15 protein-coding genes are annotated in these 17,545 nt (G+C 58.3%); 9 read left to right on the top strand and 6 right to left on the bottom strand.

Annotated features, from left to right (window positions below):
- Nucleotides 1-142 precede the first annotated feature (142 nt).
- The 8 genes from NYE85_RS05010 to NYE85_RS04975 all read left to right on the top strand — a co-directional run bounded on the left by NYE85_RS05010 (nucleotide 143) and on the right by NYE85_RS04975 (nucleotide 9,914).
- Complete coding sequence (locus tag NYE85_RS05010) at nucleotides 143-805, top strand: OmpA family lipoprotein (RefSeq protein ID WP_004957041.1); 663 nt, start codon at nucleotides 143-145, stop codon at nucleotides 803-805.
- A gap of 120 nt (nucleotides 806-925) precedes the next feature.
- The gene (locus tag NYE85_RS05005; protein WP_259003482.1) at nucleotides 926-1,960 is read left to right on the top strand and encodes a LacI family DNA-binding transcriptional regulator; all 1,035 of its coding nucleotides are present in this window, start codon (nucleotides 926-928) and stop codon (nucleotides 1,958-1,960) included.
- Between the two features lie 203 nt (nucleotides 1,961-2,163).
- Nucleotides 2,164-2,916, top strand: a complete 753-nt coding sequence (locus tag NYE85_RS05000) for a sugar phosphate isomerase/epimerase (protein ID WP_259003481.1) — start codon at nucleotides 2,164-2,166, stop codon at nucleotides 2,914-2,916.
- A gap of 5 nt (nucleotides 2,917-2,921) precedes the next feature.
- Nucleotides 2,922-3,881: a sugar kinase gene (locus tag NYE85_RS04995; protein WP_259003479.1), complete on the top strand. Its 960-nt coding sequence runs from the start codon at nucleotides 2,922-2,924 to the stop codon at nucleotides 3,879-3,881.
- Between the two features lie 113 nt (nucleotides 3,882-3,994).
- Nucleotides 3,995-5,263: an MFS transporter gene (locus tag NYE85_RS04990; RefSeq protein WP_259003477.1), complete on the top strand. Its 1,269-nt coding sequence runs from the start codon at nucleotides 3,995-3,997 to the stop codon at nucleotides 5,261-5,263.
- A gap of 46 nt (nucleotides 5,264-5,309) precedes the next feature.
- Nucleotides 5,310-6,287, top strand: coding sequence for a glyoxylate/hydroxypyruvate reductase GhrB (gene ghrB, locus NYE85_RS04985; protein ID WP_259003476.1), 978 nt, complete (start codon nucleotides 5,310-5,312; stop codon nucleotides 6,285-6,287).
- A gap of 178 nt (nucleotides 6,288-6,465) precedes the next feature.
- Entirely contained in the window at nucleotides 6,466-8,526 is a 2,061-nt protein-coding gene (locus NYE85_RS04980) for an alpha-amylase (protein ID WP_259003475.1), read from the top strand.
- A gap of 134 nt (nucleotides 8,527-8,660) precedes the next feature.
- Nucleotides 8,661-9,914, top strand: coding sequence for a valine--pyruvate transaminase (locus tag NYE85_RS04975; RefSeq protein ID WP_259003474.1), 1,254 nt, complete (start codon nucleotides 8,661-8,663; stop codon nucleotides 9,912-9,914).
- A gap of 34 nt (nucleotides 9,915-9,948) precedes the next feature.
- Here the strand turns inward: NYE85_RS04975 and NYE85_RS04970 are convergent, their stop codons facing one another.
- From NYE85_RS04970 to ibpA, 3 genes are all read right to left on the bottom strand, one after another.
- On the bottom strand, nucleotides 9,949-11,607 hold the full coding sequence (locus tag NYE85_RS04970; RefSeq protein WP_259003473.1) for a putative transporter: 1,659 nt from the start codon (nucleotides 11,605-11,607) through the stop codon (nucleotides 9,949-9,951).
- A gap of 177 nt (nucleotides 11,608-11,784) precedes the next feature.
- Nucleotides 11,785-12,213: a small heat shock chaperone IbpB gene (gene ibpB, locus NYE85_RS04965; protein WP_039991482.1), complete on the bottom strand. Its 429-nt coding sequence runs from the start codon at nucleotides 12,211-12,213 to the stop codon at nucleotides 11,785-11,787.
- A gap of 99 nt (nucleotides 12,214-12,312) precedes the next feature.
- Nucleotides 12,313-12,723: a small heat shock chaperone IbpA gene (gene ibpA, locus NYE85_RS04960; RefSeq protein WP_259003471.1), complete on the bottom strand. Its 411-nt coding sequence runs from the start codon at nucleotides 12,721-12,723 to the stop codon at nucleotides 12,313-12,315.
- A gap of 303 nt (nucleotides 12,724-13,026) precedes the next feature.
- On the opposite strand from ibpA, the gene NYE85_RS04955 reads away from it, so the two are divergent.
- Nucleotides 13,027-13,368 carry a YceK/YidQ family lipoprotein gene (locus tag NYE85_RS04955; protein WP_259003470.1) on the top strand — a complete coding sequence of 114 codons (342 nt, stop codon included), beginning with the start codon at nucleotides 13,027-13,029 and terminating at the stop codon, nucleotides 13,366-13,368.
- 84 nt (nucleotides 13,369-13,452) lie between these two features.
- Here the strand turns inward: NYE85_RS04955 and NYE85_RS04950 are convergent, their stop codons facing one another.
- The 3 genes from NYE85_RS04950 to NYE85_RS04940 all read right to left on the bottom strand — a co-directional run bounded on the left by NYE85_RS04950 (nucleotide 13,453) and on the right by NYE85_RS04940 (nucleotide 17,479).
- Nucleotides 13,453-14,748: a DUF3748 domain-containing protein gene (locus NYE85_RS04950; RefSeq protein ID WP_259003468.1), complete on the bottom strand. Its 1,296-nt coding sequence runs from the start codon at nucleotides 14,746-14,748 to the stop codon at nucleotides 13,453-13,455.
- Between the two features lie 45 nt (nucleotides 14,749-14,793).
- Nucleotides 14,794-16,086 (bottom strand): MFS transporter, encoded by a 1,293-nt coding sequence (locus tag NYE85_RS04945; protein WP_259003467.1) that lies wholly within the window; start codon nucleotides 16,084-16,086, stop codon nucleotides 14,794-14,796.
- A gap of 76 nt (nucleotides 16,087-16,162) precedes the next feature.
- Nucleotides 16,163-17,479, bottom strand: a complete 1,317-nt coding sequence (locus tag NYE85_RS04940; RefSeq protein WP_259003466.1) for an MFS transporter — start codon at nucleotides 17,477-17,479, stop codon at nucleotides 16,163-16,165.
- Nucleotides 17,480-17,545 lie beyond the last annotated feature (66 nt).

Below are 17,545 nucleotides of genomic sequence, written 5' to 3'. Positions count from 1 at the left end.
TTTTCGGAACTGCCGAGCGCAAAACGCGTCATATTAGCGCTCGAAACGGCTGTTTTCAGCGCGGTTACTGGCCCGAAGACGGTTTTTAGCGCTTCCCTGATTGGAATGTCGCGCACAGATTTGATGCATAAAAGGAAAAAACATGAAAAAACGCATTGCGATTATTGCCGGTGCCGTGGCAATGACCATGGCCCTGTCGGCCTGTACCACCAACCCTTACACCGGGGAATCTGAAGCCGGCAAATCCGGCATTGGCGCTGGCCTGGGCGCTGCGCTCGGTGCCGGCATCGGCGTGCTGTCCTCCTCCAAAAAAGACCGCGGCAAAGGCGCGTTGATTGGCGCCGCCGCCGGCGCGGCGCTGGGCGGCGGCGCAGGTTACTACATGGACGTGCAGGAAGCGAAACTGCGCGACAAAATGCGGGGCACCGGCGTCAGCGTTACCCGTCAGGGCGACAACATCGTGCTGAATATGCCGAACAACGTGACCTTTGATACCGACAGCAGCACGTTGAAACCCGCCGGCGCCAACACCCTGACCGGCGTGGCGATGGTATTGAAAGAATATCCGAAAACCGCGGTCAACGTGGTCGGCTACACCGACAGCACCGGCGCGCGCGCGCACAACATGACGCTGTCGCAACAACGCGCCGACGGCGTCGCCAGCGCCTTGATTACCCAGGGCGTGGCGGCCAACCGCATCCGTACCCAGGGTGCCGGCCCGGACAATCCGATTGCCTCCAACAGCACCACCGAAGGCAAGGCGCAGAACCGCCGCGTAGAAATTACGCTCAGCCCGTTGCAGTAAGCCCTGCTACCGGGGAACCCCGTTCCCCGGTAAATGCCCACCGGTGACCAAACTTGCCTTGCCACGCCACGCCTCCGGTGTGGTAGTCTCCCTGACAGTGAACATCAAGGGAGACTGGCTGTGAGCAGTGTGAAAGCCTTGCGTGCTTCCGGGCGCGCCACCATCAGTGACGTTGCCAGGACCGCGAAAACCGGCAAGACCAGCGTGTCACGCTATTTGAATGGTGAACAGCATCTGCTTTCCGACCATCTCAAACAGCGTATCGAGCAGGCCATTCAACAGTTGGACTATCGCCCAAGCCAGATGGCGCGCAGCCTGAAGGGCGGCCAGACCCGGCTTATCGGCCTGATCATCGCCGATATTACCAATCCCTATTCCGTCGACGTGATGCGCGGCATTGAAGCCGCCTGTCGTCAGCACGGTTTCACCCTGCTGGTGTGTAACACCAATAACGAAGTCAATCAGGAACAACACTATCTGCAACTGCTTAGCAGTTATCGGGTAGAAGGGATCGTGGTCAATGCCGTCGGCATGCGGGAAGAAGCCCTGTCGACGCTGCAACAGTCCCAGTTGCCGATGGTGCTGATCGACCGCAAAATCCCCGATTTCGCCTGTGACGTGGTGGGGCTGGATAACCGCGAAGCCGCCACCGTCGCCACCGAACACCTGCTGCAGCAGGGCTTTGAAGCGATTATCTTTCTCAGTGAACCCATCGGATCGGTCAATACCCGTCTAGAACGCCTGGATGCGTTTCGTCAGGTGATGTCGGCGCATGCCGATCTGGTGGCTGAACAGGCGGAAACCCCGCTAAACGATGCTCAACGCCTCGAGCAGGCGCTGGACGACTTCAATAAACGGCACCGAGGCATGCGCAAGGCGGTAATGACGGCCAACGGCGCGTTGACGCTACAGGTCGCACGCGCCATGCGTCGGCTCGGTATTCACTGGGGCAGCGACATTGGCCTGCTCGGCTTCGACGAACTGGACTGGGCCGAACTGGCCGGCGTTGGCATTACCACCCTGAAACAGCCCACCTATCAGATGGGGCATGCGGCGCTGGAACAGCTGGTACAACGCATTCAGGGCATGGATGCGCCAATTAACGAACAGGCTTTTCCCGGCGAGTTAATCGTGCGCGGCTCCACCACCCGCTGACCCCGACAATGCCGTCAGGCGGACGCAGCTCTCCCGCTGTGGCGGCTGGTGGCACGCCTTGCCGCGCGTGGAAAGAGGCTATTTTTTGCTCATTGACGTGATTGCGATCATATTTTTACATTCTCTCGCTTTAATATGGAACCGGTTCCATTTAACGTGCTTGTAACAGCAGCGGTGGAGATTTCACCACCTCAGGAGCAAAAATGAAAAAAGAGATCGTGATCGTGACCGGAGCCTACGGCACGGATACCGTCCGCCAACGTGGCGGCCAGGCTGCCTTGCTGGCGATGATTGCCGAAGCAGGCGCCGACGGCGTGGAGATCCGCCGCGAATTGTTTACCCCGGATGAGCTGGACGCACTGCCGCAACTGGCGCAAGCCATTGAACGGCAGCAGCTGTTCGCCGTTTACTCCGCCCCTGAGGCGCTGTTCACCCCGCAACATCAGTTAAATCCCAACCTGCCGGCGCTGCTGGCGGAAGCGCAGATGCTGAAGGCCCGTCAGCTCAAGCTGTCCCTTGGCCATTACCAGCCTGGCTTTGACTTTACCGAACTGAAAGTGGCGCTGGAACAGCATCCGGTGAAGCTGGTGGTGGAAAACGACCAGACCGCCGATTGCGGCATCCTGTCGCTGTTGAACGCCTTCTTCCACGCCGCCGAAGACAACCGTTTGCCGGTTAGCATGACCTTTGATATGGCCAACTGGCACTGGGTTGGCCAGGATCCGCTGACCGCCGCAGAGCGGCTGGCGCGTCACGTTGGCTATGTACACGTCAAGGCGGCAACCCAAGGCCCACGCGGCTGGCGTGCGGTCGCCCTGGACGATACCGATGGCAGCTGGCGTACGCTGCTGGCTCGCCTGCCACAGGACGTACCGCGTGGCATCGAATTCCCGTTGCAGGGCGATTCGCTGGAGGCGGTAACCCGGCACTACGTTAATCTTTTACGCGCGGAGTAAAGTACATGACGACAGGAACAGCGGAACGCAACGCCGCGCTGGACGTGGTGACATTGGGCGAGGCGATGGCAATGTTCGTCGCAGCGGAAACTGGCGATCTGGCCGCGGTGGAGCACTTCACCAAACGTATCGCCGGCGCGGAGCTGAACGTGGCAATCGGTCTGGCGCGTCTCGGCCTGAACGTTGGCTGGGTTAGCCGCGTCGGTAACGACGCGTTCGGTCGCTTTACGCTGCAACAGCTGCAAAAGGAAGGCATCAACTATCAGCAGGTAACGGTTGACGGCCACTACCCGACCGGCTTTCAAATCAAATCTAAAACCACCGATGGAACCGATCCCATCGTGGAGTACTTCCGCAAAGGCTCGGCAGCCAGCCACCTTTCCACCGCCGATTTCGATCGCGATTACTTCGGCGCTGCGCGTCATTTGCACCTCAGCGGCGTCGCGGCCGCGTTGTCCGGCCAGTCGCTGGAGCTGAGCCATTTTGCCGCACGTGAAATGCGCGCCATGGGCAAGACCATTTCGTTTGATCCCAACCTGCGTCCGGTGCTGTGGTCCAGCCAGCAGGTAATGATCGAACAGCTTAACAAACTGGCGTTCGCAGCCGACTGGGTGCTGCCAGGTCTGAAGGAAGGGCAAATCCTGACCGGCCAGTCAACGCCGGAAGGCATCGCCGATTTCTATCTGGAACGCGGCGTACAGGCGGTGATCATTAAAACCGGCCCGGACGGCGCCTGGTTTAAAACCGCCGCCGGTGACCAGGCGGCGGTGCCGGCAATTAAAGTCAGCAACGTGGTGGATACCGTTGGTGCGGGAGACGGTTTCGCCGTCGGGACCCTCAGCGCCCTGCTGGAAGGCAAAACGCTGAAACAGGCGGTGCAGCGCGGCAATAAAATCGGCTCGCTGGCAATCCAGGCCATTGGCGACAGCGAAGGGCTGCCAAGCCGCGCAGCGCTGGCGGAATAACAAACGGCTCATTTTCAGCCCGACACGTTTTATGCCCTCCTGACTGCAATCCCCTCTGGCCCTACAACCAGACGGCAGCGGAAGAGCACTCGACACCACTGAGGATTATGAACATGAATAAAGCAACCGTTGCGGCTAAACGCTGGTGGTACATCATGCCCATCGTGTTTATCACCTACAGCCTGGCCTATCTTGACCGTGCCAACTTCAGCTTTGCCTCGGCCGCCGGCATCAATGACGATCTCGGCATCACCAAAGGCATGTCGTCGCTGCTGGGCGCACTGTTTTTCCTGGGGTACTTCTTCTTTCAGATCCCTGGCGCCATTTATGCCGAACGCCGCAGCGTCAAGAAACTGATTTTCTGGTGCCTGATCCTGTGGGGCGGCTGTGCCTCACTGACCGGCGTGGTCAGCAATATCCCGATGCTGGCGGCGATCCGCTTCATTCTGGGCGTGGTAGAAGCTGCGGTGATGCCGGCGATGCTGATCTACATCAGCAACTGGTTTACCAAATCCGAACGCTCACGCGCCAACACCTTCCTGATCCTCGGTAACCCGGTGACGGTACTGTGGATGTCGGTGGTGTCCGGCTATCTGATCCATGCCTTCGGCTGGCGGGAAATGTTCATCATCGAAGGGATACCGGCGGTGCTGTGGGCGTTCTGCTGGTGGGTGCTGGTAAAAGATAAACCGTCGCAGGTCGGCTGGTTGAACGCCGAAGAAAAGCAGGCGCTGCAAGACCAGCTGGCGGAGGAGCAAAAGGGCATCAAGGCGGTACGCAACTACGGCGAAGCCTTCCGCTCACGCAACGTGATCCTGCTGTGCATGCAGTACTTCGCCTGGAGCATCGGCGTGTACGGCTTCGTACTGTGGTTGCCATCGATTCTGCGCAGCGGCATGGAAATGGGTATGGTTGAAGCCGGCTGGCTGTCGGCGGTGCCTTATCTGGCGGCAACCATTGCGATGATCGTGGTGTCGTGGGCCTCGGATAAAATGCAAAACCGCAAACTGTTCGTCTGGCCGCTGCTGTTGATCGGCGCACTGGCCTTCTTTGGTTCTTACGCGGTGGGTGCCAATCACTTCTGGATTTCCTACGCGCTACTGGTGATTGCCGGTGCGGCAATGTACGCCCCCTACGGCCCGTTCTTTGCGATTATTCCAGAGATGCTGCCGAAGAACGTCGCCGGCGGCGCCATGGCGTTGATCAACAGTATGGGAGCACTGGGTTCGTTCTTTGGTTCCTGGTTCGTTGGCTATCTGAACGGCGCCACCGGCACCCCGGCAGCCTCGTACATGTTTATGGCAATTGCGCTGGTGGCTGCGGTAATACTGACGCTGGTGGTCAAGCCGGCACGCAACGAAACCCATCCGCAACTGGCCTGACGCCGGGTGTGTATACTTAGATTTTTTAAAACAGCTGGAGTCAGTAATGAAGCCTTCTATCGTGTTGTACAAGAGCATCCCCGCCGCGCTGCGCGAGCGTCTGGAGCAGCATTTCACCGTGCATGCCTTTGACGGCCTGGGGCCGGAGCATGGTGACGCGCTGAAGCAGGCGCTGCAACAGGCCGAAGGGATCATCGGGGCCAGCGAAACCATTGATGATGCATTCTTGCAACAGGCGCCGAAGCTGCGAGCGGCGTCGACGATTTCCGTTGGTTATGACAACTTCGACGTCGATGCGCTCAACGCCCGTAACGTGGTGTTGATGCATACGCCTACCGTACTGACCGAAACGGTGGCCGACACCATCATGACGCTGGTGCTGGCCACCGCCCGCCGGGTGGTCGAACTGGCCGAGCGGGTCAAGGCAGGCAAATGGCAAGGCAGTATCGGCCCGGACTGGTTCGGCGTCGATGTTCACCACAAAACCCTCGGCGTGATCGGCATGGGGCGCATCGGCCTGGCACTAGCGCAGCGCGCCCACTTTGGCTTCAGCATGCCGATCCTCTACAACGCCCGTCGCCCGCATGATGAAGCGGAAAAACGCTTTGGCGCACGCTACTGCGATCTGGACACCCTGCTGGCAGAAGCGGATTTTGTCTGCATTACGCTGCCGCTGACCGATCAGACATTCCATCTGATCGGCCGCGATCGGCTGGCAAAAATGAAGAAAAGCGGCATCCTGATCAATGCCGGCCGTGGCCCGGTAGTGGACGAAGCCGCGCTGATTGAAGCACTGCAAAACGGCACCATCCACGCCGCCGGCCTGGACGTGTTTGAACAGGAACCGTTGCCAGTGTCCTCGCCGCTGTTGAAACTGCCCAACGTGGTGGCGGTACCGCACATCGGCTCCGCGACTCACGAGACCCGCTACGGTATGGCCGAATGCGCCGTCGACAACCTGATAGCCGCCCTGACCGGCACGGTGAAAGAAAACTGCGTAAACCCGCAGATATTGCAAAAATAATCCCCCGGCGGCCTGCTACGGCAGGCTGCCCGTTCTGCCCCGTACGCCCACGTTCGGCTATCCCCCTGCTCCCTCCTCCCTTAAATTCCCGCTGCGGGATGAGGCGGTTTTCCCTGCACACGGCACACTGAAGGCGACCCGAGTCTGACCACGCTTCCTACCGCGCGTAAGGAGAGCCATGAAACGCCTGATCCTCCCCTTTTTGCTGCTGTCACCTGCGGCCTTTGCCGCCTGGACGCTGCAAAACTTTCCGACCTTCAGCGAAGCCACCAGCGGCGTATTCACCAGCCAGGCGACGTTGCAGAAGGGCCAGCAGCCACTGCAACTGTTTCAGGACAACCAGTGCTGGCAACCGACCGACAGCGTAAAACTCAACCAGACGCTGTCGCTGCAACCGTGCGGTGAACAGCCGCCGGTAAACTGGCGGCGCTTTCGCGATGGCAATTACCAGCTGCGCATTGATACCCGCAGCGGCACGCCGACCTTGCAACTGGGCATCGAAGCGCCGGCACAACCCGCGGCGGTAGCCCGCCGCACCTGTCAGCGCTGGGACGGCAAGCCGCTGACCGTCGATGTCAACGGCACCTTCGCCGAAGGTGAAACGGTGCGTGACTTTTACTCCGGCCAAACCGCCACCGTTACGCAAGGCAAGGTCACGTTGCAACCCGACGCCAACGGCGGCGGCATCATGCTGCTGGAAGCGGCGACCACCAACCGCGCCGCGCCGTTTAGCTGGCAGAATGCCACGGTGTACTTCGTGCTGACCGATCGCTTCGTCAATGGCGACCCCGACAACGATCACAGCTATGGCCGGCGCAGTGACGGCATGCAGGAGATCGGCACCTTCCACGGTGGCGACCTGATCGGGCTGACGCAAAAACTGGATTATCTGCAACGGCTGGGGGTTAATGCATTGTGGATCAGCTCACCGCTGGAGCAAATCCACGGGTGGGTTGGCGGTGGCAGCAAAGGGGATTTCCCGCATTACGCCTATCACGGCTACTACACGCTGGACTGGACCCGCCTGGACGCCAATATGGGGAGCGAGCAGGATCTGCGCCGCCTGGTAGAACAGGCGCATCGGCGCGGCATTCGCGTGTTGTTCGACGTGGTGGTCAACCACGTCGGTTACGCCTCGCTGGCCGATATGCAGCAATTCCACTTCGGTTCACTCTACCTACAGGGCGAGCAGGTCGAAAAAATCCTTGGCAAACGCTGGGGAGACTGGCAACCGGCTACCGGGCAGAACTGGCACAGTTTCAATGATTACATTAACTTCAGCGACAAAAACGGCTGGGCCAACTGGTGGGGCAAGCACTGGATCCGCACCGATATCGGTGATTACGACGCTCCGGGCTACCATGACCTGACCATGTCGCTGGCATTTCTTCCGGACATCAAAACCGAAGCACTGGGCGACAGCGGCTTACCGCTGTTTTACCGTCACAAACCGGACACCGCCGCCAGATACCTTGCCGGCGCCGGGCCGCGCGACTATCTCACCCACTGGCTCAGCCAATGGGTGCGGGAATACGGCATCGATGGCTTCCGGGTCGATACCGCCAAGCACGTTGAAAAAGCGACCTTTGATCTGCTGAAACAGCGCGCCAGCGACGCGCTGGCACAGTGGAAGGCCGCCAATCCGCAACAGGCTCTGGATAATGCGCCATTCTGGATGACCGGTGAATCCTGGGGCCACGGCGTTACCCACAGCGACTATTATCAGCACGGGTTTGACGCGATGATCAATTTTGACTTCCAGGATCGGGCGGCGCAGGCCCTGGGCTGCTTTGCCAATATTGATGACACCTATCAGCAGATGGCCGACAAACTGCAAGACTTCAACGTGCTGAGCTATCTATCGTCCCATGACACACGCCTGTTCTTCCACAGCGACGCCAAAGGAGACCTGAAGCAACAACGGCGCGCCGCCGATCTGCTGTTGCTGGCACCGGGGGCGGTGCAAATTTATTATGGCGATGAAAGTGGACGCGAATTTGGCGCCACAGGTTCCGATCCGTTGCAGGGCACCCGCTCCGACATGAACTGGCAGGCATTATCAGCAACCAGCGCACCGCTGTTGGCGCACTGGCAACGGCTCGGCGAATTCCGCGCCCGCCATCCGGCTATCGGCGCCGGCCAGCAGCAATCACGGCAAACGGCCGCTTATTATAGCTTTAGCCGCCGTTATCAGGAGGATCGGGTGATGGTGGTATGGGCCGGCGATCGGTCAGAGTGATTCAGTGGAATATGCTTAAAATTAGCCATCGGGCAACGTTTAACCCCAATGGCTATTTTATCAGCCGCATTGCGCCGGCAATTGTCTGGCGGTATGGTGGGGAATTACCTGCTAAAAACACTACTGCTGCATTTATGAATTTTTCACTTTTCGGCGACAAATTTACCCGTTACGCGGGCATTACCCGTTTAATGGACGACCTGAACGAAGGCCTGCGAACCCCTGGAGCCATCATGCTCGGCGGCGGTAATCCGGCGCAAATCCCCGAGATGGAAAGCTACTTCAAACAGCTGTGTCAGGAGCTGCTCGAACAGGGCAAACTGACCGAAGCGCTGTGCAACTACGATGGCCCCCAGGGCAAGGATGCGCTGCTCAAAGCGCTGTCCGGCATGCTGAGCGAGGAACTTGGCTGGCAGATCGAACCACAGAATATTGCTCTGACAAATGGCAGCCAAAGCGCATTTTTCTACTTATTCAACCTGTTTGCCGGCCGCTACGCCGATGGCAGCCGCCGCCGGGTGCTGTTCCCGTTGGCACCAGAATATATCGGCTATGCCGACGCCGGGCTGGACGAAGGACTGTTCGTGTCGGCAAAACCGAACATCGAACTGCTGCCGGAGGGTCAGTTTAAATACCACGTTGATTTTGAGCACCTGAAAATCAGCGACGACATTGGCATGATCTGCGTTTCGCGCCCGACCAACCCGACCGGTAACGTCATTACCGATGACGAGCTGATGAAGCTCGACGTTCTGGCACAGCAACATGACATCCCTCTGGTGATCGACAACGCCTACGGCGTACCCTTCCCGGGGATTATCTTCAGCGACGCTACGCCGCTGTGGAACCCGAACATCATCCTGTGCATGAGCCTGTCCAAGCTAGGCCTGCCGGGTTCACGCTGCGGTATCGTGATTGCCGACGAGAAAATCATCAGCGCGCTGACCAATATGAACGGCATCATCAGCCTGTCTCCAGGCAGTATCGGCCCGGCTATTGCCACCGAGATGATTGAACGTGGCGATCTGCTGCGTCTGTCGAACGAAGTGATTCGCCCGTTCTACCAGCAGCGGGTGGAGCAGACCATCGGCATTATCCGCCGTTATCTGCCGGAAGAGCGCTGCCTGATCCACAAACCGGAAGGGGCGATATTCCTCTGGCTGTGGTTCAAGGATCTGCCGATCACCACCGAACTGCTGTACCAGCGCTTGAAACAACGCGGCGTACTGATGGTGCCGGGGCATTATTTCTTCCCGGGGCTGGAGCACGAATGGCCGCATACGCACCAATGCATGCGTATGAACTACGTGCCGGATCCTGACAAGATTGAGCGCGGCGTAGCAATTCTGGCAGAAGAGATCGAGCGCGCGCACAACGAAACAAACTAACGCCATCACGGGCGCGCTAACGCGCCCGTTAGCGCTATAACGCCCAGAACAGCACCGCCAGCAACTGCGGCGACATGATGCGCAGGAACATCGCCAGCGGGTACACCGTGGCATAGGATAACGCCGCGGCACCACAGGTCGGGTGCAGGTTATTGGCGAATGCCAGCGCCGGCGGATCGGTCATTGAACCGGCCAGCATGCCGGACAGCGTCAGGTAGTTCATCTTGCCCAGCGTACGGGCCAGCACGCCGACCACCATCAGCGGAATGGCGGTAATCAGCGCCCCATAGCCAATCCACGCCATGCCTTCGCCGTGCAGCAGAGTATCGACAAAATTGCCGCCCGACTTCAGCCCGACCACCGCCAGAAACAGCACGATACCCAGCTCACGCAACGCCAGATTGGCACTCGGCGGCATAAACCAATACAGTTTGCCGATGCTGCCGATACGCCCAAGGATCAGCGCTGCCACCAGCGGGCCGCCCGCCAGCCCCAGGCGCAATGCCGCCGGAAAGCCGGGTACGAACAGTGGAATGGATCCGAGCAACACCCCCAGCCCGATACCGATAAACACCGGCAACATTTGTACCTGTTGCAGCTTCTGTCTGGCGTTACCGACGATCGCCGCCACCGCCTCAATCGACTCTGGCCGACCAACCAGGTTAAGGATATCGCCGAATTGCAACGACACGTTGCTGCCGGCCACCAGTTCCACACCGGAACGGTTGAGCCGCGAGATCACCACATCGTATTTCTGCTTGAGGTTCAAATCGCGAATCTTCTTACCCAGCACCTGTTCGTTGGTCACCACCGCGCGCACCACCTGCAGCGAGGTGCCGCGCGTAGACAGCGATACGTCTACCTGTTCGCCAATGATCAGACGGGCATTTTCCAGATGCTCGGGTTTGCCGACCAGATGCAGGAAATCGCCCAGCTCCAGCTTTTCTTGCGTTGCCGGCACCATTAATACATTCCCGCGCTTCAGCCGCGAACAGATGATGTCCTCGCCGTTCAGCAACGGTACCTGCCCAATCGCCATGCCCTGCAAGTTGGGATTACGCACCGCCACGTTCATGGTTTGCAGCAGATCGCGCCCCTGCCCAAGACCGGCGTCGAACGCCTGTGCTTCGCGTTCGATATTGATGCGGAAAAACAGCCGTATCAGCCACATCACCAGCAGAATGCCGCAGATGCCGAACGGATAGGCCATCGCGTAGCCCATCCCCATGCGCGCCACCAGCGCCGGATCGGAGCCGAGATCGGTCAGGATCTGCTGCCCGGCACCCAACGCCGGGGTATTGGTCACCGCGCCGGAGAACACGCCAAGAATAATCGGTAGCGGCACGGCGAACAGTTTATGCACCAGCGCCGCCACCAGACCACCGATAGCCACCAGCAGAATGGCGAAGCCGTTGAGCCGCAGTCCCGAGACGCGCAGGGACGAAAAGAACCCTGGCCCGACCTGAATACCGATGGTGTAAACAAACAGGATCAGGCCAAACTCCTGAATGAAATGCAGCATGTCGCCATTCAGATCCCACTGCCAGCGTTGCGCGAAATGGCCGACGATAATTCCGCCGAACAGCACCCCGCCAATGCCCAGCCCCACGCCGTACACCTTCCAGTTGCCTATCCACAGCCCGAGAACGGCCACCAGCGCCAGCATGCTGACGGTCAGGGCGATATCGTTCATAGGTCACTTCCTTGACAAGTTTATGATTCGCTGGCCCAGACGGGCGAATTAAGTCATTAGAACTTGTGTGGATTTTAACACCGACACGCACGGGGGGACTGTGGGGTGCTGCACAAAACGCGGCGGGGGAAGCCCGTCTGGACTTCCCCCGCTAATTAGCATGCTGCGTTAGGCCGGTTATTTGGCTTCAATGCCCGGCGTACTGCCAATGGCGATGCGCTGCGGCTGCAGAGCTTCCGGCACGTCGCGCACCAGATCGATGTGCAGCAGGCCGTTGGTAAATTGCGCTTCGGCAACGTTCAGGTGTTCCGCCAAGGTAAAACTGAGGGTGAACTCTTTGCACACCAGCCCTTGGTGCAGATATTCCACCGGTTTTTCCGGCGGGGTCGGCTTGCCGCGCACCGTCAGGCGCGGGCCTTCGACTTCGATATCCAGTTCGCTTTGTTTGAACCCGGCCAGTGCCAGAGAAATACGATAATGGTTATCGTCGCTTTTCTCGATATTGTATGGCGGGAAACCTTGCGGCTCCTGGCCACCCATCGAGCTAGCTAATTTATCAAAACCGATCCATTGACGAAGCAATGGTGATAAATCGTAATTACGCATAATAGTAACTCCTTCCAAGAAGCGAGATGTCATATATTGCCCCCTGTCGGCGGGCAACGATCGGTTTGCGGCGCCTATTTCGCCGGAAACAAATAACGTTTACTTAATTTCGATACGCCGCGGCTTTAACGTTTCTGGTATTACGCGTTCCATATCAATATACAGCAGACCATTTTCCAGTTTGGCGCCCTTGATTTGAATGTGCTCGGCCAGCTGGAATTTACGCTCAAAGTTACGTTCTGCAATGCCTTGATACAGGAAGGTTTTCTCTGTCGCCTCACCCTGATGCGCACCGCGAACTATCAGCATGTTATCGTGTGAAGTTATTTCCAGTTCCTGTTCAGCGAACCCGGCAACCGCAATGGCAATGCGATAATGGTTTTCCTCTACCAGCTCGACATTATACGGAGGATAGCCGTTGGTCTGATTCTGACCGGCTTCCAACGCGTTAAATAAACGGTCAAAGCCAATAGCGGAACGGTATAACGGAGAAAGATCGAAATTACGCATGTAACAGCCTCCTAAGGCACTTCAGCGAGGTTGAAAATAAACCTTCCATTATGGACAGGCTTCGGGACCACAATTCCCTGACGGCGAACTGTTAATTTGGTCTTGTAGTTAAAATGGGGTTTGCAATTTTTTTTTCAACCGACCAAGATCAAAAAAATGGCCATTGAAGGCGGCGAAACTTTTTTTATCACATACAATGAACAGTGAGAACACCGCCACAGAGCGGCGCTTTGCTCGTTTGATGCATCGACCAGATGTGATAAATCAGCAAATTCAGGGGAACAGCACCCTCAGGATGGGATGATGAAGATAATGAAAGTAATGGCAGCCAGTTGTCTGCTGTTGGCAACCAGCGGTTGCTCCAGCATTATGAGCCACACCGGCCCCGATCAGGGCTACTACCCCGGCACACGCAGCAGCGTGAACATGCTGAAGGACGACGAAACCGGTTGGGTAATGAAACCGCTGGTGGCGCTGGATTTACCGTTCTCGGCGGTGGTCGATACCGTATTGCTGCCTTATGACTACCTGCGTGCCGACAGCGACAAAACTGCCGACTCGCCAAGGGAGCGCATTCTGCACGAAGAGCAGCAAAAGCTGGCGGCCAGCGGCACTCCAGGCCAAACCGGCAGCGTTACCCATTGATGCACGCGGGCCATCCGGCCCGCCAGTTGCCACTACATCACGGCAGTTCTTCCCAACCCGCCAACGCAAAACGTCAGCGTGGCTTCAGGCAGGGTGACGCGCGGTGTCGACCACGAATATCTGGTTGAAACCGGCCACCTCGCGCATAAACGCCACACGTGTACCATCGGGCGAAAACACCACCGCGTCGCCGCTGGGCGGCTGTTCGCTACGCTGCGTCAGGCGGTGCATACCGCCGTCGGCGACGTCACACAGCATCACGCTGTTATCGCACACCAATGCAATCTGCCTGCCTTGCGGGTGCCAGCTGAACGCCGATTGAATATCCTGCTTGCCCACGCTTATCTGCCGCGGTGCGCCGCCGTTGGGTGACACGCACCATAATTGCACCACGCCAGCATCATCTTTCATCAAAAAGGCAATCTGACTGCCGTCGGGCGAGCTGCGCAGCCAATGGCGCGGCGCTGTTGCCAGCCCGGGATAGCGGCGATCGCCGGTCTGCGTCAGCCGCCGTTGCCGTACCCCCAGTGGTGGTGCCGGCAGCGTGCTTTCACTACCTTGCAGCGGCTGTGCACCGGCTCTGGCGTAATCGGCGTCGTTTTCCGGCAGATCGACAATAAATACTTCCGGCAGTTTTGTGCCATCGGCGGCCAGCGTATCGCCGATGAACGCCAGCGCCCAGCGCTGTTGGCGACCATCCGCTTTCAGGTAGCCGTTTTGCCCCACCCAGCCTTCCTCATAAGCGCGGTTGATGTCGTCGCTGCCCGCTCGCGGCTGCGGCGTCGTCTGGCTAACCAGCACGCAATAGTGGCTGCCGTCATACTCACGCGGATGCTGTTTGGGCGGATTCACGCCGTGCAGCGGCAGCGCTACTCCCACGTTGCGCAGATCGAGCGCCGGGTCGAGCTGGTGCATGACATGGTCGTTATAGGTGAAACTGAGGCGACTGCCGTCGGGGCTGAAGACGTGCACGTGGCTGCCGCCGCGCAGCGCTCCAGGGGTATAGGGCGCCGTGATGTCCAACGCGTCGAGCGTGATCGCCAGTTCGCGATCCGGTTCGCTGACGATCACCCCGCGGCGATGGTGAAAATCATAATGCCACTGGCTGTCCGGGTGTTCCGGGCCATGAATAAACGCATAGCGCGCTGGCGCATCGGGACTGACGGTGACAACGCCGACATGCGCGCCGTGCTGGGCGCGGTAAATCACCTGCGTCTCGCCGCTGGTCACGTTGACTCGCTCAATCGTCAAACCGGTGAACGAGGTGCCGCCTGGACGAACGTCATACGCCAGCCATTGACTGCACGGCGTCCAGACGTTGATATTGGTTAGCTGATGACTCCGTTGATCGAAAGTCAGCTGTGTTTCCCGATGGCTCATGGCGGCTCCCCGCAGATGCTGGCATTGAGCCGCCATCTTACCGGATCAGCCGACCCGTTTCACATCACCCACCAGCAGCAAATAGGAAAGTGCGCCGATCAACGCCACCACCGAAATATAAATCAGCGACGGTGCGAAACCGTAATCCTGCGCCAGATAGCCCACCACCAGCGGCACGGTAATGCCGCCCAGCCCGCCGACAAAGTTAAACACCCCGCCGGTCAGGCCAATCAGGCGCACCGGCGCCAGCGACGACACCAGCGACCAGGTGATCGACGCGAAACCGTTGCCAAAGAATGCCAGCGCCATCAGCACCATAATCCACAGCGGGTCGTTGGTATAATTGGCGCCCATGATACAGGTCGACAATAACAAGCCGCAGACGATCGGCGTTTTGCGTGCAAAGCCGATCGACTTGCCGCTGCGCAACAGGCGATCGGCAACCAAACCGGACAGCAGCACGCCGAAGAACGCCGCCAGGAACGGCACCGTGGTCATAAAGCCGGCAGTCAGCGCCGCAATGTGCTTTTCCTGCGTCAGATAGTTCGGGAACCAGGTCAGGAAAAACCACAGCGTCGAGGTAATGGCGAACTGGCCCAGGTACACGCCAAGCAGCTTGCGGTGGAACACCAGCTTCCAGTCGGCGGCGGTCAGCGTTACGCGCGCTTTTTTCTCGCTGGCGACATCACCGTCCACCATGCCGCCACCGGCCTGAATGTATTCCAGCTCGGCGCGGTTCACGCCTTTACTGTTACGCGGCGACTGGTAAACCAGGTGCCACACCAACGCCCAGACGATACCTACGCCACCGGTGATGATAAACACCCAGTGCCAGCTCAGCACTTCCTGCACCCAAATCAGCAACGGGGTCAGGAATGCCAGGCCAACAAATTGGCCGGAGGTATAAAAACCCACCGCCGAGGCACGTTCCTGCTCCGGGAACCAGCTGGTCACGATGCGATTATTGGTCGGGAAGGCCGGTGCCTCGAACAGCCCGGTAATGGCCCGCAGGCCAATCAGCGCGCTCAATCCGTTGGCGAAGCCCTGCAACAGCGTGGCAACCGACCAGCCCATAATGGCGATAAAGTAGGTCAGCCGGGAACCGACCCGATCGAGGAACCAGCCACCGGGGATTTGGCACAACGTATAGGTCCAGGCAAAGGCGGAAAAGATATAACCCATTTGCGCCTTGCTGATGCCAAACTCCTCCTGAATATGCGCCGATGCCACCGCCAGGTTGGCGCGATCGACATAACAAATCACGACCGTGACGAATATCATTAATAACGTCAGGTAACGCCGTTTCGTTTTAGGTGTTGCGGTCAATGTTATTTCCATTATCTTCATTCCGTTATTTTTCGGATTTTAATAACGGCGAAATATCTCTGTAGGGTAGTATTTCACCGGCTAGGGTTTATCGATCTGGTAGCACTTTTATTTGTTGTTGCCTGGCAGCATGTGAAGTTTGTCGACCTATTTTCAAGCCAATAACACCGCCAATAATTAACGCCAGCGCGACGATAATCAGTGCGCTGTCATAACTGTCGGTCAGGTCTTTTATTCGCCCCATCACCGGTGGGAACACCAGCCCGGCAATATTGGCCACCGCGTTGATCAGGGCAATCGAGGCGGCACCGGCCACGCCAGCGACGGTTTCGGTGGTCACCGCCCAGAAGATCGGCGTAATCGCCCAGTTAAGGCCGACGGTCAGCACCAGCAGGCCATACGCCAGCAGCAGGTTCTGGCTGTAGATTGCCAGCAACAGCAGCCCGCCGGCGGCCATCAACGGCAAACCGAGATGCCAGGCGCGCTCTTTGCGCAGATCGGAGTGGCGGCCGTTCAGATACATGAATATGCAGGCAAACAGGAAAGGCACCGCAGACAGCACGCTGACCATGAAATTGCTTTGCTCGGTCACGACCCCCTTGACGATCAGCGGCAGGAACAGCGTGATGCCGATGGTGCCAAACGCCTGCAATAGCCACAGCAGGCTCAACGCCCATACGCGCCGGCTTTTCAAGGCCATGCGCCAGCCGTGTTGATGACCGATGGCGGACTGCGCGCTTTCATCAGCAAGGCGGTTGGCCAGCCAGCGCCGTTGTTCCGCGCTCAGCCAGCGCGCCTGTTCCGGCGCATCGTCCAGATAGAAGTACACCACGATACCCAGCACCAACGCCGGGATACCCTCCAGCAGGAACAGCCAGCGCCAGCCGTCGACGCCAAAGAAACCGTGCAAGTTGAGAATCGAGCCGGAAATGGGCAGGCCAATCACCGACGCCAACGCCGCGCCGATATAAAACAACGACATGGCGCGTGCCCGGTCGCTGCGCGGGTACCAGCAGGAGAGATAATAGATAATGCCGGGCGTAAAGCCGGCTTCTGCCACGCCGAGCAGAAAACGCATCACGTAAAGCTGCGTCGGCGTTTGCACCAGGCTCATGCCGGCAGCAATGATGCCCCAGCTGACCATAATCCGCGCTATCCACAGCTTTGCGCCGACGCGGGTTAATATCACATTGCTGGGCACTTCAAAAATAATATAGGAAATATAAAATATCCCGGCAGCGATACCGTACATTTCTGCCGTCATCGCCAGATCGGCATTCATCTGCAACGCCGCCACCGATATATTTGAGCGGTCGATATAGGCAATTAAATAAAGAATCATAATAAAAGGAATGATTCTGAAGTTCATTTTTTTTATGGTTGAGGAGTACAGATCGTTATTCATCACTTACCCTCATGCTAATTATTTGCAGGTGAGCACCCGGCCACGGCGAAGCCTCAGCCGGGCGCT

This window comes from Serratia sp. AKBS12, from assembly GCF_024793895.1.
GTDB lineage: Bacteria > Pseudomonadota > Gammaproteobacteria > Enterobacterales > Enterobacteriaceae > Serratia_F.
This window is presented reverse-complemented; position numbering and strand designations above follow the sequence as displayed.

Bases quoted from the DNA above. Each gene is read 5' to 3' on its own strand.
- NYE85_RS04980 (WP_259003475.1), top strand. From the start codon at position 6,466: ATGAAACGCCTGATCCTCCCCTTTTTGCTGCTGTCACCTGCGGCCTTT.
- NYE85_RS04995 (WP_259003479.1), top strand. From the start codon at position 2,922: ATGACGACAGGAACAGCGGAACGCAACGCCGCGCTGGACGTGGTGACA.
- ibpB (WP_039991482.1), bottom strand. From the start codon at position 12,213: ATGCGTAATTACGATTTATCACCATTGCTTCGTCAATGGATCGGTTTT.
- NYE85_RS04955 (WP_259003470.1), top strand. From the start codon at position 13,027: ATGAAGATAATGAAAGTAATGGCAGCCAGTTGTCTGCTGTTGGCAACC.
- NYE85_RS04940 (WP_259003466.1), bottom strand. From the start codon at position 17,479: ATGAATAACGATCTGTACTCCTCAACCATAAAAAAAATGAACTTCAGA.
- NYE85_RS05000 (WP_259003481.1), top strand. From the start codon at position 2,164: ATGAAAAAAGAGATCGTGATCGTGACCGGAGCCTACGGCACGGATACC.
- NYE85_RS04990 (WP_259003477.1), top strand. From the start codon at position 3,995: ATGAATAAAGCAACCGTTGCGGCTAAACGCTGGTGGTACATCATGCCC.
- NYE85_RS05010 (WP_004957041.1), top strand. From the start codon at position 143: ATGAAAAAACGCATTGCGATTATTGCCGGTGCCGTGGCAATGACCATG.
- ghrB (WP_259003476.1), top strand. From the start codon at position 5,310: ATGAAGCCTTCTATCGTGTTGTACAAGAGCATCCCCGCCGCGCTGCGC.
- ibpA (WP_259003471.1), bottom strand. From the start codon at position 12,723: ATGCGTAATTTCGATCTTTCTCCGTTATACCGTTCCGCTATTGGCTTT.
- NYE85_RS04945 (WP_259003467.1), bottom strand. From the start codon at position 16,086: ATGGAAATAACATTGACCGCAACACCTAAAACGAAACGGCGTTACCTG.
- NYE85_RS04975 (WP_259003474.1), top strand. From the start codon at position 8,661: ATGAATTTTTCACTTTTCGGCGACAAATTTACCCGTTACGCGGGCATT.
- NYE85_RS04950 (WP_259003468.1), bottom strand. From the start codon at position 14,748: ATGAGCCATCGGGAAACACAGCTGACTTTCGATCAACGGAGTCATCAG.
- NYE85_RS04970 (WP_259003473.1), bottom strand. From the start codon at position 11,607: ATGAACGATATCGCCCTGACCGTCAGCATGCTGGCGCTGGTGGCCGTT.